12 protein-coding genes are annotated in these 14,664 nt (G+C 42.6%); 8 read left to right on the plus strand and 4 right to left on the minus strand.

Features of this window, described 5'->3' with window-relative positions:
- Nucleotides 1-625: 625 nt before the first annotated feature.
- Complete coding sequence (locus ACTQ9T_RS02130) at nucleotides 626-1,615, plus strand: LysR family transcriptional regulator (protein WP_010196381.1); 990 nt, start codon at nucleotides 626-628, stop codon at nucleotides 1,613-1,615.
- Nucleotides 1,616-2,006: 391 nt separating this feature from the next.
- Nucleotides 2,007-3,380: an NAD-dependent succinate-semialdehyde dehydrogenase gene (locus tag ACTQ9T_RS02135; protein ID WP_440463933.1), complete on the plus strand. Its 1,374-nt coding sequence runs from the start codon at nucleotides 2,007-2,009 to the stop codon at nucleotides 3,378-3,380.
- A gap of 288 nt (nucleotides 3,381-3,668) precedes the next feature.
- Here the strand turns inward: ACTQ9T_RS02135 and purN are convergent, their stop codons facing one another.
- Both purN and purM read right to left on the minus strand, forming a co-directional pair.
- On the minus strand, nucleotides 3,669-4,361 hold the full coding sequence (gene purN / locus ACTQ9T_RS02140) for a phosphoribosylglycinamide formyltransferase (protein WP_440463934.1): 693 nt from the start codon (nucleotides 4,359-4,361) through the stop codon (nucleotides 3,669-3,671).
- Nucleotides 4,361-5,410 carry a phosphoribosylformylglycinamidine cyclo-ligase gene (gene purM / locus ACTQ9T_RS02145; protein WP_440463935.1) on the minus strand — a complete coding sequence of 350 codons (1,050 nt, stop codon included), beginning with the start codon at nucleotides 5,408-5,410 and terminating at the stop codon, nucleotides 4,361-4,363. Before purM ends, purN begins: the two co-directional genes overlap by 1 nt.
- Before the next feature lie 350 nt (nucleotides 5,411-5,760).
- On the opposite strand from purM, the gene ACTQ9T_RS02150 reads away from it, so the two are divergent.
- The 3 genes from ACTQ9T_RS02150 to ACTQ9T_RS02160 all read left to right on the plus strand — a co-directional run bounded on the left by ACTQ9T_RS02150 (nucleotide 5,761) and on the right by ACTQ9T_RS02160 (nucleotide 8,772).
- The gene (locus ACTQ9T_RS02150; protein WP_440463936.1) at nucleotides 5,761-6,864 is read left to right on the plus strand and encodes an AI-2E family transporter; all 1,104 of its coding nucleotides are present in this window, start codon (nucleotides 5,761-5,763) and stop codon (nucleotides 6,862-6,864) included.
- A gap of 325 nt (nucleotides 6,865-7,189) precedes the next feature.
- Nucleotides 7,190-7,993, plus strand: coding sequence for a DnaA regulatory inactivator Hda (gene hda / locus ACTQ9T_RS02155; protein ID WP_010196392.1), 804 nt, complete (start codon nucleotides 7,190-7,192; stop codon nucleotides 7,991-7,993).
- 71 nt (nucleotides 7,994-8,064) lie between these two features.
- Entirely contained in the window at nucleotides 8,065-8,772 is a 708-nt protein-coding gene (locus ACTQ9T_RS02160) for a DUF2057 family protein (RefSeq protein WP_440463937.1), read from the plus strand.
- Nucleotides 8,773-8,895: 123 nt separating this feature from the next.
- Here the strand turns inward: ACTQ9T_RS02160 and ACTQ9T_RS02165 are convergent, their stop codons facing one another.
- Entirely contained in the window at nucleotides 8,896-9,381 is a 486-nt protein-coding gene (locus ACTQ9T_RS02165; protein ID WP_201593681.1) for a Dps family protein, read from the minus strand.
- Between the two features lie 238 nt (nucleotides 9,382-9,619).
- Nucleotides 9,620-10,279, minus strand: a complete 660-nt coding sequence (locus ACTQ9T_RS02170; protein ID WP_010196398.1) for a YcxB family protein — start codon at nucleotides 10,277-10,279, stop codon at nucleotides 9,620-9,622.
- Between the two features lie 439 nt (nucleotides 10,280-10,718).
- Between ACTQ9T_RS02170 and serS the strand changes: the two genes are divergently transcribed.
- From serS to tkt, 3 genes are all read left to right on the plus strand, one after another.
- Nucleotides 10,719-12,005, plus strand: a complete 1,287-nt coding sequence (gene serS / locus ACTQ9T_RS02175; protein ID WP_440463938.1) for a serine--tRNA ligase — start codon at nucleotides 10,719-10,721, stop codon at nucleotides 12,003-12,005.
- Between the two features lie 13 nt (nucleotides 12,006-12,018).
- Nucleotides 12,019-12,399 carry a hypothetical protein gene (locus ACTQ9T_RS02180; protein WP_010196404.1) on the plus strand — a complete coding sequence of 127 codons (381 nt, stop codon included), beginning with the start codon at nucleotides 12,019-12,021 and terminating at the stop codon, nucleotides 12,397-12,399.
- 93 nt (nucleotides 12,400-12,492) lie between these two features.
- Nucleotides 12,493-14,490 (plus strand): transketolase, encoded by a 1,998-nt coding sequence (gene tkt, locus ACTQ9T_RS02185; RefSeq protein WP_440463939.1) that lies wholly within the window; start codon nucleotides 12,493-12,495, stop codon nucleotides 14,488-14,490.
- The last annotated feature ends 174 nt before the right edge of the window (nucleotides 14,491-14,664 follow it).

Genomic DNA, 14,664 nt, shown 5'->3' on the forward strand with positions numbered 1-14,664 from the left:
CAAAAATAAATGTCTATCAAACGTAGCTCCACTTACCCTAAACAAACCTACCTATAAACACAAGGAATTTGCTGAACTCAGCAGTTGACAAATTATCTGGTACAGGGCGATAGCTTTGCGCTCACTCAGTATGTTTTATAGACTGCCAAAACAATTATAGAGTTGTGATTTCATAATTGGCGATGAGAGGTGTTACAATAATCAATGATGCTATCGTCCAAAAAATATAATCGTCTAAAAGTTAATTTAATAGTATTGATGGTCAATTCATTATGTTTTGCTATCGATATAGACCATTAAAATATAGTGTTGGTCAGTAAGGCTTATAATCAGCATCTCAACCGACAGTTTCTTGCTTACATGACGACTTGTCTGTGTCACTTACTATAACTGCCTTACCAAGATTTATCTAATTTATGATAGTTATCTTGGGTATTTTATTTAGTTATAATATATAAAAAACAATGTCTTATGATTGCTGGTTTGCGTTATAATTGGCAAATACTAGAAAATTTTAATCAAAAAAACAACGATATTGTGCGGTTCTAGAGAATAAATCTCTATGACAGCATTAAAAATACCAATATTTATAATGGTATTTATTCTAAGGCAAAGAGAAATATATATGAATTTGCAGCGGGTTGATTTAAATTTATTGGTACATTTAGATGTATTGTTACGAGAAAAAAACGTGACACGTGCTGCCGAGCAGCTTGGCATTACTCAACCTGCTATGAGCAATATTTTACGGCGTTTGCGTAAACTATTTAACGATCCATTACTGGTACGTTCCTCAGAAGGCATGACGCCAACCGAGCGCGCGCTTGAGCTACAGCCCCGTATCCGCGAGATATTGGCTGACTTGACCCAAGTTCTAGAGCCACGTACCGAATTTCGCCCTTATAGTACCTCACGTGTCTTTCGTATCATGACCTCAGACTATGCAGAGGCGACCTTAGTACCCAAACTGGTAAAAGCATTACGGTCTGAAGCACCCAATGTCATCTTGGATTTCTTGACGCCATCCGATGTCTCTTATCGCGATATGGAGCAGGGGCGCGTGGATTTGGCCATCAACCGCTTTAATGAAATACCGCAAAGCTTTCACCAAGTGTTGGTCTGGCGTGATACTTTTAGCTGTTTATTGTCTTCTGACAGCCCTTATGCCAACCGCTTCAATCTCAAAAATTATCTAAAAGCGCAGCACGTTTGGGTGTCCAAAACAGGGATGGGCGTAGGGTTTGGGGTCAACCCAGAAAAATCTGGCGGGTTAGGTTCTATCGATCAAGCATTGCAACGTTTGGGACAAAAACGCCAAATCAGCGTTTTTACCCGTCATTACCAAATGCCGGCTATGCTGGCAGCCAATAAAGATTTGATCGCGACATTGCCCACCCGTGTGGCAAAAATGCAGGCCAACAACGACAGTATAAAGATGGAAGAACCACCATTTTTTATCCCTGAATTTGAGCTGACTATGGCGTGGTCACCTTTATTACAGCATCATCCAGCACATAGATGGTTGCGTCAGCTTATCATGCATGTGGCACGTCAAATCGTTGACGAAGAAGAAAATCCACCGCAAGACATTCCTATTATTAATCATTTGTTTTAATTGGTTTTTAAGCAATTATGCAATCAATATAGTCAGTTATTGAATTACTTAAAATACCGTTAACGAGCTCGTATTTAGTACAGACCATGAACCAGCCTTACAATTAGGCTGGTTTTTTTGTTTAGTTTTTCTAAAAATAATTATTCAATATTTAATTATTTATTAATAAGATAGTCACACTATTAACATCTTCAACACACTTCACAATATATTGTAAAACTCTTCGCCGATTACCTTGTTATTATAGTTGCAGATGGAAGGCGACTTACCGACATGTCGTCCTATCAGCGTGACAACTAAATAATTACAAGTCACGATTACACTGAAAGTCACGACTATACTAAATATATAAAATTCAAATATATAAAACCAAATAACAAGGGCAGCAATTATGTCAGACATTACTACTATCAACCCAACCACGGGCGAAGAGATCAAAAATTACGATTACATGAGTACAGATGAGGTCAACAAAATTGTTGATGCCTCACACAATGCGTTTTTAGAATGGCGCAAGGTGAGTCACGAAGAACGTGGTCGTGCCATCAAATCTATCGGTGATAAGCTGATGGAATATAAAGAAGAGCTATCTAAGCTAATGACCGAAGAGCGTGGCAAGCTTTATAGCCAGAGTTTACAAGAGTTGGATCTGTGTAAAGCAATCTGTGATTATACGGCTGAAAATGGTGTTGCTTCTTTAGCGGACGATGTACGTGATATCGAAGGTATGAAAAAAGGTATCGTATCGTATCAGCCTATCGGTATTATCTACGGTATGCAGCCTTGGAATTTCCCAGCATATCAGGTATTTCGTTACACCATCGCCAACTTGATGGCAGGTAACAGTATTCTACTAAAGCATGCGTCTAACGTGACGGGTTCAGGCCTATTGATAGAGAAAATACTTCACGAATCTGACTTACCAAGCGATTTGTTCCGCACTATTATCATTGATCATGATCAATCAGAAGCGTTGATTGGACACGATAAAGTACGCGGTGTGACATTGACTGGTAGTGACTCAGCTGGTGCTATCGTTGGACAACAAGCTGCTAAAGCGATCAAAAAAGCCGTATTAGAGCTTGGCTCAAATGATGCATTTATCGTATTAGAAGATGCTGATATAGAAGTGGCAGTAGAAACTTGTGCTCAAGCTCGCTTGATCAACAACGGCGAAACTTGTGTGGCTGCCAAACGCTTCATCGTCGTCGACAGCGTGTATGATGAATTCCGTAAGCGCATCGTCGAAAAGTTTGAAGGAACAAAAGCTGGTGACCCAATGGATGATAGTTCAGACATCGGTCCTCTAGCACGTATAGATTTACGAGAGCAGCTCCACGAGCAAGTAGAAAAGAGTGTGGCTAAAGGTGCAACCATCGCTGTTGGTGGTACAGTTCCTGAAGGTAAAGGCAGTTTCTACCCAGCAACTATTCTAGAAAATGTGCAAAAAGGTCAGCCTGCATATGACGACGAACTGTTTGGTCCTGTCGCGTCACTCATTCGTGCCAAAGACGAAGAAGATGCTATGCGTATTGCCAACGACAGTCGCTACGGTTTAGGTGGTGCTATCTTCTCTAAAGATGAAGAGAAAGCCATTCGTTTAGCACGTGAGCAATTCGACACAGGTATGATTTACATCAATGGTTACGGTCTTGCCAATCCTGCACTGCCTTTTGGCGGCGTGAAAAACTCAGGTTATGGTCGTGAGCACGGTGGCTTTGGTGTGAAAGAGTTTGTCAACATCAAAGGTGTTCATGTATTTTAAGAATACATACCAACATGCTTATGATTGTTTATATTTTTAAAATATAAATGGTCGTTAGATAAAAAAGCCTAGTTACTCGTTATGAGTGACTGGGCTTTTTATTGTGTTATGGTCAGTAAAAAGCAATATCGATACATCACGTACTGCTGATATCAATTTTTCTTGCTTGCTGTGCCTGTGCAGACAGAGGCTGCAAAAAATTAATATCAGCAGTAGCGTAGCGTTTTTGGGGTATTTTGACTATATATAAATTGCGTTATAAAAAAATGACTCAGAAAACTGAGTTTTTTATACGTCTATAAATAGTTGTAAAGGCAAAGCTGGCAAGTAAGTTGTAGCCTTTGACGAGATGTTGTCTACTTCTAGCGATAACACATTTTTTGCTAACAGTAAAATCGTCCAAGGCAGTAGCTGGTGTTCAAGCTTCTGTACCCGTGACTGCAAGCTTTCTGCTGTGTCATTAATATTGACGTTCAATACCGCTTGGGTTAACACTTGACCTGCATCAAGCTCAGCGGTGACGACATGGATACTACAGCCATGATGACGTTCACCCGCTTGCAACACTCGTTGATGAGTATCTAACCCCTTATAAACAGGCAGCAGAGAAGGGTGAAGATTGATCATCGGTGCTGGTGCATTATCGATAAATGAGCTGCTCAGCACCCGCATAAATCCAGCCAAAACAATTAAGTCAGGTTGCCACGCCATTAATTGGGCACTAGCATGGCTCTCAAAGGTTTTGATAGCCATGCGCTTACCGCTATCAGTGTGCGATAACACGGCGACAGGTATGTTGGCTTGCTCAGCACGCTTGATAGCGTAGGCATCTTCACGGTTACTGATGATACCTACTATTTCAATCGGTAGCGCGCCTGCTTGCATCGCATCTATTAAGACTTGTAGATTGCTACCACTACCTGATACTAGCACGGCAATACGTAACGGCTTGATGGGTTGGCTTGATTGATCAAGGGACATTAACGGTATACCACTGCGTCGGCTTCACGATTGATCATCTCACCCAGTTTCCAAGCATTCTCACCAGCATCATTTAATGTTTCAATTGCCTTGTCAGCGTGCTCTTTAGGCACAACAATCACAAAACCAACGCCGCAGTTAAAGGTGCGGTACATCTCACTTTGCTCGATATTACCTTGGGTTTGCAACCAAGTGAACAGCTCTGAAAACTGCCAGCTATTGGTATCGATGCTAGCGGCTAGCGTTTCAGGCAATACACGCGGTAAGTTATCGGTTAAACCGCCACCAGTAATATGCGACATAGCATGGAGGGCTGAGCTGCCAAGGGTATCTTGTAGGGCTTTAATGGCTTTGACATAGATACGCGTCGGTGCCATCAGCGCGTCTTGAATAGATTGACCATCTAACTGCTCATCGCTGCTAGTGACATCAATACCGCTGACTTCGATGACTTTACGCACTAGTGAGTAGCCATTAGAATGCACGCCACTTGAGGCAAGAGCGATTAAAACATCGCCTTCTGCAACATTTTCGCCAGTGATGACTTCCGCTTCTTCGACCACGCCCACACAAAATCCAGCAAGATCGTAATCATCGTCTTGGTACATGCCTGGCATCTCAGCGGTTTCGCCACCGATAAGTGCACAATTAGCCAGCTTACAACCATCACCAATGCCGCTGACGACAGTCGCAGCGACATCGACATCGAGTTTACCAGTTGCATAATAATCTAAAAAGAATAAAGGCTCAGCACCGCACACCAATAAATCGTTGACACACATCGCTACCAAGTCGATGCCGATCGTCTCATGACGATTCAGCTGCAAGGCAAGCTTGAGCTTGGTACCGACACCGTCAGTACCAGAGACTAATAAAGGTGAGGTGTAACCTGTTGGAATACGGCACAACGCGCCAAAACCACCCAACCCACCCACGACTTCAGGACGAGTCGTGGCTTTTGCTACGGACTTGATTCGCTGCACCAATGCATCACCTGCATCGATATCAACACCGGCATCTTTGTAGCTTAACGAAGGCTTGTCACTCATAGTCATCTCACAGTTGGGGAATATAATTAGAATTAAAAGGTAAAGTAATTGATTATGCAAAAATCAAGGTTATAAAGTTCGAAGATAGTGGGCGCATTATACCTAATAATAGACCTCACTCGCAAAGCAACTTGCCAATATTCGGCTAAGATTAAAGATAAGCGACAAATTAAACGCTAAGAAACAAAAAATGACTGCTTTTTTTATCTACTCTGCGATAATAAAGTACTTAGAATCAAAGCACTTAGAATTTATAGACGTAAAGATAACCAGACAGTTATTTGGTAGCAATAAAATTGCCTTTTTAACGCTAAGTTATCGATATCAGCTTACTTGTAGGATAGCCCTTAATGATCAACCAATCGATTGACCCTTTTTTTCGGCGCTTATTTATCGTCGTCGCGCTTATCATCACTTTCGTTTTGCTGTATTTAATGCTACCAGTCATTCTGCCGTTCATTTTTGCTTTTGTGCTCGCTTACTTATTCAATCCGCTGGTCAAGCGTCTCTCGAAATACATCAAACGCTGGATAGCCATTATTATTGTCTATTCTACCATTACCTTGGGGATGGTACTGCTGCTTTGGTGGTTGATACCAACATTGTGGCATCAGCTACAAGCGGCTTGGGAATATTTGCCTAAAGTGTTGAGCTGGTACAATGAGGTAGTACGTCAGTGGTTGATCGCCAATACCAATATCCGCTTGCCCCTACTAGAAGCGAAGGGTGTTTCTGAAACGTTGGTTGAATACCTGCAAACGCATTATAAGTTCTCTGATGCCAGCTCGATGATGAGTCAAGTGCTTGCTTCGAGTATGAGTTTTATCAATAATGCAGGATTGATTGTTTTAGTGCCCATTTTGACCTTTTATTTCTTGTTCAACTGGGACAAACGCCTGCAGATGTGGAAGATGGCGATTCCAGCACCATACTGCAAAAAAGTCATTGGTATTGCCCAAGAGTGTGATCGGGCATTAATGGCGTTTATCAAAGGTCAGTTGTTGGTGATGGTTTTATTGGGTGCCATTTATGCCGTACAGCTACAACTTATTGGGCTGGAGCTAGGTCTTATTATCGGGATGGTGGCTGGTATCGCCAGCTTCGTACCTTATCTGGGCTTTGGTATTGGTTTTATCGCGGCAATTATCGCTTGTTTGTTCCAATTCGGCTTAAATTGGACATATCTATCATTGATCGTTGGTGCATTTTTAGTAGGACAAGCCGCAGAGGGCTATATCCTACAGCCTTTATTATTAGGTGATAAGATTGGATTGTCACCATTATGGGTCATATTCGCGGTACTAGCTGGCGCGAGCCTATTGGGTTTCGTTGGTATGCTTATCGCGCTACCAGTATCCGCGGTCATTAATGTATTATTCCGCCATTTGTACAGTTATTATCTCTCCACGGACTTTTATAAAGGTCGGAAACAGTTGGTGTTATTTAAAAAATAATGAACATCTTGTCATTGAAAGTTGATAAATTTATTAGATAATAAACATGAAATTTAAGCCTGATGGATGATGACTGACAAAGCTTAGTAAGTAAAAGACTTGTCAGTCATTTTGCAAATATGTTATATATAGGAGCAGTAGTAGCGGTAATAGCCGTTACTATGATGGTTTTGAGAAGCGTCGTCAGTTTTGATAATTGTCAGGTTAGACTAAGCTTGATTGAAACTTCAAATCTGTTTAAGCGTTTTTGATTAAGCCTGTTTAAAAGTTACTGAACCTTTTTCCTTTTCTACCTATTGCGCTACGCAAACCGAGTTGATGATTCATGGCAGAAGCCCAGCTAAGTCTCAATCTGGACATTAAGCATGATGCGAGTCTCAGTGACTTTGCCGGTCCCGGTTGGATGTCGATTATTGATGCAGTGCGGCAGCTACATGTCGGCCTGATTGGTCAGTTGTACCTGTTTGGCAGCCCCGCTACTGGTAAATCCCATTTACTATCCGCTATTTGTGAGTCTTTCATTGAAATGGACAAATCTGCGATTTGTTTGTCACTCAACGAGTTGATTCATGCCGATGTCCACGTGCTCTCATCTTTAGAGAACTTCGACCTTATCGCAATCGATGATTTGGAAGTGCTGGAGCAGAGCAGTCAATGGCAAGAAGCCTTATTCCATCTCATTAATCGCAGCCGTGAAGGTCAGCGTCAGTTATTATTTGCCGCCAATAAATCTGCCACTGACTTACCGTTTCAGCTGACAGACCTGCTCACTCGTTTGGCACAAGCGCCTACCTTTAAAGTACCAAATGGTCACGATCTTGCTGACCGTCAAGCCTTGTTGCAGTCTATTTTGCGTCGTCGCGGTTGGCAGTTTGATGAGCGTATTATTGATTATCTACTTACCGAAGGGCCGCATCGTATCGGTGCTATGATGGAGGTGCTCAACTACATCCAGCCGATGTTCTCAAACTTAGGGCGTAGTAATATCTCTAAGGCGGTAATCAGTGATGCCTTGCGTACGATTGATGAGCAAACGCTAGCGGCGGAGCTTGCAGATATTGCCCAAGAAACGCAAGTGGACAATGATGCCGCCAGTCAAGACCAACATACGATGCCACTCGATTTTTAATATTCAAAATGTAATTTATTTTATTCAAAATACCGCTGTTATCAATGCCTTTATTATCAATGGAACCACTTATGAAAACCAATGCTTCTTTACTAAAAAAACTGACCATCAGCACCTTACTAATTAGTGCAGGATCGGTGTCTATGCTCTCACATGCCGCTGTTACTTTGCTCGTCGATGACTATATCAAAGTGACCGCCATTAATGGTCAAGAAGTTCAACAGAGTGCCTTTCAGCCATTGACCAAAAAATTCACTTTGCAGCCTGGTCAGCACGCTATCACCGCGAAATATGACCGACTGTATCAGTTACCTCGTGACGAACATGATTATCTGCGTTCAGGAAATATTAGCGTGACAGCAGAGTTGGCAGACAATCAGACATACCGCTTGACCATGCCCAATCAACCAGAAAAATATGAAGCAGCCAAAGAGTATGCGGATCAACCAACCCTCGCAGTGCAGCAGAACAATACTATTGTCGCTAGTCAAAAAAGCATTGCAAACAACGACGGTGGTTTATTTGCTGGATTGGGCAAAGCGATAGGCGGTGTATTTGGTGGTAGCACTGATGCAGAATTACAAAATCAGCGTGCGATTGCGGCTATTGGTCAGCCATCAGTCACTACCCAAAGCAACGTCAGCATAGCGCCAACGGCTCCTGTTAGACAGGCTACGAGTGTGAATACCTCTACCAACACGTTAGATGCATTTATGCAGGTTTGGCTACAAGCAACCCCTGCAGAGCGCGAAAAAATGCGTCAGTGGATTCAACAGTAAATCAATACTCTATAAAGCATTGATAATAATAAAAAATTATTGATAATAAAAAAGCACCCATATCGGGTGCTTTTTATTGTTCTACATTCGACTATTATTTAAATTATCGTGATCTGATTGTTATTAACCCAAAAAAGCGTTGTACATCCAGATCAGCTTTTCTTGCTCTTGTACGTATGCGTCTACGAGGTCGGCGGTGCCTTGATCTTCACTTTCTGCTGCCAACGCTGATACTTGACGTTGCTCTAGAATCAGCTCTTGTAGGCCAGTTACTACGCCTTTCACACAAGTATTGCCATCTTTGACGTTTTTATCTTCTTTGATACTCGTATGCTGAGTAAAGTCGCTATACGCGTGGAGTGGTGTACCACCTAACGTCAAGATACGTTCAGCGATTTCATCGATTTGTACTTGTAAGCTGGTATACAGCGCTTCAAACTGTGGGTGCAAAGTAAAGAAATGCTCACCTTTGACATTCCAGTGGTAACCACGGACGTTGATATAGAACATGTGATAGCTTGATAGTAAGCTATTAAGCTCAGTGATTACAGCGCTCATATCTGCTTTTTCTAGGCCGATTTGGTTAGTAGCGTTATTAGAGTTACTCATAATATTATCCTTATAGTGTGAGTGTTGTTATACGGGATTAAATAAAGAAGAGTAGTTCTAGTTACTCAATATACAAAATATATCAATGTAAGCTCTATCTCTTCCTTTGATGCTTATGATAATAGCAAACTATCATTAATAAGTTAAATTTAATAAATACAATTTTACGATTGGTTTTATAAAACCAACAATAACTCTCTCTACCACACATACAAATGCTAAAGAGACCCGACTGTCATTATGCTGGTGGTTGTAGATTCTCAGGGTTTAATCCTTTAACGGGGATCACTTCTTGCAAATGCTGACGTACCGTATCAATAGGAAATTTTTGTGCTTGTAGACGTTTAGGGACAATCTGACTGCCTTGTTGACCTTTCATCTCAAACATCATAAAGATATAGTCGTCTGTTTCATCCCAGCTTTTGATAGCAGTCCAAGGTATAACGGCTTGTTGAGTGTTGCTCGCGCGCATTTGCATGCCACGCATTTGTGAGTTTTTCATCATATCAGGTTGATTGACGGGCATTGCCATCACTAAGCCGTGCTTTTGTACACCCAACTTCATCTGGCGCATTTCATCTGGCATCTCTTGATCCGCCACTTGTTTTTCAAACTCTCTTTTGACATACCATTTAAAACCTAAAGTGCGAACCAACAGATAGACCACTACTGAAACCAACATGACCCAAAAGATAATTGTGGAATAGCCGGTGACAAAGATTAACCCTGCAATGGCTAGTACCACCACCACCGCCATGATGATCCACTCTTTGGTCTTTAAACTTGATAGACCAAATGAAGGGCTGGCACTGGCAAACAGTTCATACTGTGCTTGGTGAAATTCAGCCTCAGTCAGGTTTAAGGCGACAGGTTGGAGCGTGTAAGGATACAGAGCCATAAAGGTTTCTCAAATACTTGTGTTAAAAGTGTTGGATTTAAATCGCCAAAGTGGAGCAGCTATGCGGTACTTGGCTGAAAATGTAAGAAAGGTATGCGCTTATCTTACCGAAAAGTATTCCTAAATGAAACATATAAGCAGGTCTGTTCGCTGATAGACGCGATATTAATGGCATTAATAGAGAGGGGCGAGGCTTATTGGGGTGAGCTGAACGTTAGGCCATGTATTTAAGACAAATGTGATTTTCTATAGATAATAAAAGTAATAGATGAGAACTTAGTCAAAAGTAGCCAAAACATGGTCAAATCTGCTGCGTCTTGGTATTATAGCGGCTACAAGATATATTGATGCAAAACATAGCGGCGCAGGCATTAAGCAATTATTATATTAATAATATTTTTAACCCTTTTACTCACCTTTAGTGTTACAGGCAACTATTATGATTGATCCGAAACTCTTACGCGGCGATTTAATCGACTTACAACAGCAGCTGGCCACTCGTGGTTATTCACTTGACATGGATTTTTGGCAAACGGTCGAGTCAGAACGTAAATCTTTGCAGATCAAAACTGAAGAGTTGCAGTCGCGCCGTAATGCGGGTGCTAAGCAAGTAGGCGCGCTAAAAAAATCAGGCGAAGATGCCAGTGAGCTATTGGCTGAGATGCAAAGCGTCAGCGGTGAGATTAAAGCGGCTGAAGATGAGTTGCGCACTTTGCAGGAACGCATCACCAAAGCTGGCATGCAAATCCCTAATATTCCAGCAGCCGATGTGCCAGTGGGTACCTCAGAAGATGATAACGTAGAAGTGCGCAAATGGGGCACGCCTCGTACGTTTGACTTCGAGATTCAAGATCACACTTATATTGGCGAGACACTTGGTATGCTGGACTTCGAAGCGGCGACCAAGCTGACTGGCAGTCGCTTTAATGTGCTAAAAGGACAGTTGGCGCAAATGCATCGCGCATTGATTCAATTTATGTTGAACACGCATACCATGAAGTACGGCTATCTTGAGACCTATGTTCCTTATATTGTGAATTCAGACAGCCTCAAAGGTACAGGGCAGCTGCCAAAGTTTGAAGATGATTTATTTAAGCTAAAAAACCATACTAATAACGAAGACATGGATTTTTATTTGATTCCTACCGCTGAAGTGCCAATGACCAACTTGGTACGTGGCGAGCGATTGGACATTAGCGAGCTGCCACTTAAGTTTACCGCGCATACGCCTTGTTTCCGTAGTGAAGCTGGCTCTCATGGTCGTGATACTCGTGGTCTGATCCGTCAGCATCAGTTTGAAAAGGTTGAAATGGTCAATATTGCGACAGCTGAGCAGTCTGATGACTTGTTAGAGGCAATGACTGGACAAGCTGAATATATCTTGCAGCAGTTAAACCTGCCATACCGCACGGTGCAGTTATGTACGGGTGATATGGGCTTTGCGGCGCAAAAGACTTATGACATCGAAGTATGGTTACCGAGCCAAGATACTTACCGTGAAATCTCAAGCTGCTCTAACTGCGGTGACTTCCAAGCGCGCCGTATGGGTACGCGTGTCAAAGACGGCAAGCAAACCAGCCTAGCACACACGCTGAATGGTTCAGGTTTGGCCGTGGGTCGTACGCTATTGGCCGTCATGGAAAATCATCAAAATGCTGACGGTAGTATCACCATTCCAGAAGTATTGCGTCCGTTTATGGGCGGTGCTGAAAGAATAGAAGTTTGATAATAGTCACGTCATGAATACATTGTCTACAATTGATCAGCTCAATTACTCACAATATCTCATCCACGGTCAAAGTAGTGGCGACAATTTGTTAGGCTTTGAAATAGATGCCAATGTGTATTTCTGTTGTATGGAAAACAATCTTGGTTGCGACTTTCTTTATCAAGAGCGTCATGATGATGCAAATTGTATGCTCACGTTGTGTTGCAACTTTGCGCACAATGTAAGCCATCAGCAAATGGCAGATTATCTAGAGGAGAAATGGCTTCAATATGTTTGCTATCAAGAATTTGAGAAACACTATATTGAAGTCGTTAACGGTCAGTTGATTTTTTATTATGTGACCCGATCAAGTTGTGGATTAGGCGTAACAGGGAAAATTGTTGCCACTTAGTTTATAATGAGCCATCTATTCCAGTATCTAAGCAAATTTAGTTCAATAACTTTTTTCAATCAAGTAAACTCTCCTTTAATCTTAGGACACTCTATGCCAGCTCCAATTAGCGAACGTAAATTAGCCAATGCCATCCGTGTACTGTCGTTTGACGCGGTTCAAAAAGCCAATTCTGGTCATCCAGGTGCTCCGATGGGCATGGCTGATATTGCTGAAGTTCTGTGGCGCAAGTTTTTGAAGCACAACCCAACCGATCCACAGTGGCATAACCGTGACCGCTTTGTCTTATCGAACGGCCATGGCTCAATGCTTATTTACTCATTGCTACATTTATCTGGTTATGACGTCAGCGTTGATGACCTGAAAGGTTTCCGTCAGCTGCATTCAAAAACTCCAGGTCATCCTGAGCTTGGCTATACACCAGGTGTCGAGACGACTACTGGTCCACTAGGACAAGGTATTGCTAATGCCGTTGGTTTTGCAATTGCAGAAAAAACTTTAGCCGCGCAGTTCAATCGTGAAGGCCATAACGTCGTAGACCATAACACCTATGCATTCTTAGGCGATGGTTGCTTGATGGAAGGTATAAGTCATGAAGTTTGCTCATTGGCTGGCACGTTAGGTCTTGGTAAGCTGGTATTCTTCTATGATGACAATGGTATCTCTATCGATGGTAATGTCGAAGGCTGGTTCACTGATGATACGCAAGCGCGTTTTGAGTCTTATGGCTGGCAAGTTATCAAAGTAGATGGTCATGATGCGGATGCCATTACTCAAGCAACTGAGCAAGCGCTTAAAGAGACTGCTAAACCAAGTCTTCTGATTTGCAAAACGACGATCGGCGCGGGTAGCCCGAACAAACAAGGTCTAGCAGCCAGTCATGGTGCCCCGTTAGGTGATGACGAAATCGCCTTGACTCGTGATGCGTTGTCTTGGAAGCATGCACCGTTTGAATTAGATGATGAAATCTATGAAGCGTGGGATGCCAAAGCCAAAGGCGACGTACAGCAAAAGAACTGGGATGCGGACTTTGACGCTTATAAGAAAGCCTATCCTGAACTGGCGTCTGAGCTATTGCGTCGTCTAAATGGTGATTTGCCTGCTGACTTTGATAACCAAGCACAAGCTTATATTCAGAAAACGCAAGAAGCGGGTGGCGATGTTGCTAGCCGTAAAGCCAGTCAAAACGCCATCAATACCTTACAGCCATTACTACCAGAATTGCTAGGCGGTTCAGCGGATCTAGCTGGTTCGAACCTGACGCTATTTAAGGGCGCTAAGGGCATCGAAAAAGACGCTGACGGTAATTATATCTATTATGGTGTACGTGAGTTCGGTATGACTGCGATTGCCAATGGTATCGCGTTGCATGGCGGCTTTATCCCTTACGTAGCGACGTTCCTAATGTTTATGGAATACGCACGTAACGCGGTACGCATGGGCGCACTCATGAAGCAGCGCGTCATCCATGTCTATACGCATGACTCTATCGGTCTGGGTGAAGATGGCCCAACGCATCAGCCAGTTGAGCAGTTGACTAGCCTACGTACCACGCCAAATCTACGCACATGGCGTCCGTGTGATGCAACTGAGTCTGCAAGTGCTTGGGTAGAAGCGATCAAGTCTGAAAACAACCCATCAGCATTGATCTTTAGCCGTCAAAGCCTGCCACATCAAGCACGTGACAGTGAGCAAGTAGCGAACATTACCAAAGGTGGTTATGTACTTGCGAAAGAGCAAGGCGATCTACAAGCCATCATCATCGCCACTGGTTCAGAAGTTGGCCTTGCGATGGAAGCATATGAAGCATTGAGCGCAAATGGTGTTGGCGTCCGTGTGGTCTCTATGCCATGTGCAGAGATCTTCGTTGAGCAAGATGCTAGCTATCGTGAAGCTGTATTGCCTGCCAATATCCGTGCCCGCGTAGCAGTCGAAGCAGCGCATGTAGATTACTGGTATAAGTTCGTTGGTCTAGATGGCAAAGTCATCGGCATGACCACTTATGGTGAATCTGCCCCTGCAGATCAGTTATACAAAGAGTTTGGTATTACGACTGACGCTGTGGTTGAAGCGGTAAATAGTTTGGTGTAATAAACCTAATTTAGTTAGTATGTAAAAAAAGAGCTACTAGAGTAATCTAGTGGCTCTTTTTTATGTTAAGCCGATAAAAATATGTTGACTAGTTTTGATAAAAATCTATAATTCTATTTGTAATAAAAAGTTATTTTAAGTTTGTAATATGTAACAAGTACATGTGGTTTGGTG

Source organism: Psychrobacter sp. ASPA161_6 (genome assembly GCF_051970285.1).
In the GTDB taxonomy this organism is placed as follows: Bacteria; Pseudomonadota; Gammaproteobacteria; order Pseudomonadales; family Moraxellaceae; genus Psychrobacter; species Psychrobacter glaciei.

What these genes read in the sequence shown, in the direction of transcription:
- purN (WP_440463934.1), bottom strand. Translation starts at nt 4,361, where the DNA reads ATGTCCCTTGATCAATCAAGCCAACCCATCAAGCCGTTACGTATTGCC.
- tkt (WP_440463939.1), top strand. Translation starts at nt 12,493, where the DNA reads ATGCCAGCTCCAATTAGCGAACGTAAATTAGCCAATGCCATCCGTGTA.
- purM (WP_440463935.1), bottom strand. Translation starts at nt 5,410, where the DNA reads ATGAGTGACAAGCCTTCGTTAAGCTACAAAGATGCCGGTGTTGATATC.
- ACTQ9T_RS02170 (WP_010196398.1), bottom strand. Translation starts at nt 10,279, where the DNA reads ATGGCTCTGTATCCTTACACGCTCCAACCTGTCGCCTTAAACCTGACT.
- hda (WP_010196392.1), top strand. Translation starts at nt 7,190, where the DNA reads ATGGCAGAAGCCCAGCTAAGTCTCAATCTGGACATTAAGCATGATGCG.
- ACTQ9T_RS02165 (WP_201593681.1), bottom strand. Translation starts at nt 9,381, where the DNA reads ATGAGTAACTCTAATAACGCTACTAACCAAATCGGCCTAGAAAAAGCA.
- ACTQ9T_RS02160 (WP_440463937.1), top strand. Translation starts at nt 8,065, where the DNA reads ATGAAAACCAATGCTTCTTTACTAAAAAAACTGACCATCAGCACCTTA.
- serS (WP_440463938.1), top strand. Translation starts at nt 10,719, where the DNA reads ATGATTGATCCGAAACTCTTACGCGGCGATTTAATCGACTTACAACAG.
- ACTQ9T_RS02130 (WP_010196381.1), top strand. Translation starts at nt 626, where the DNA reads ATGAATTTGCAGCGGGTTGATTTAAATTTATTGGTACATTTAGATGTA.
- ACTQ9T_RS02180 (WP_010196404.1), top strand. Translation starts at nt 12,019, where the DNA reads ATGAATACATTGTCTACAATTGATCAGCTCAATTACTCACAATATCTC.
- ACTQ9T_RS02150 (WP_440463936.1), top strand. Translation starts at nt 5,761, where the DNA reads ATGATCAACCAATCGATTGACCCTTTTTTTCGGCGCTTATTTATCGTC.
- ACTQ9T_RS02135 (WP_440463933.1), top strand. Translation starts at nt 2,007, where the DNA reads ATGTCAGACATTACTACTATCAACCCAACCACGGGCGAAGAGATCAAA.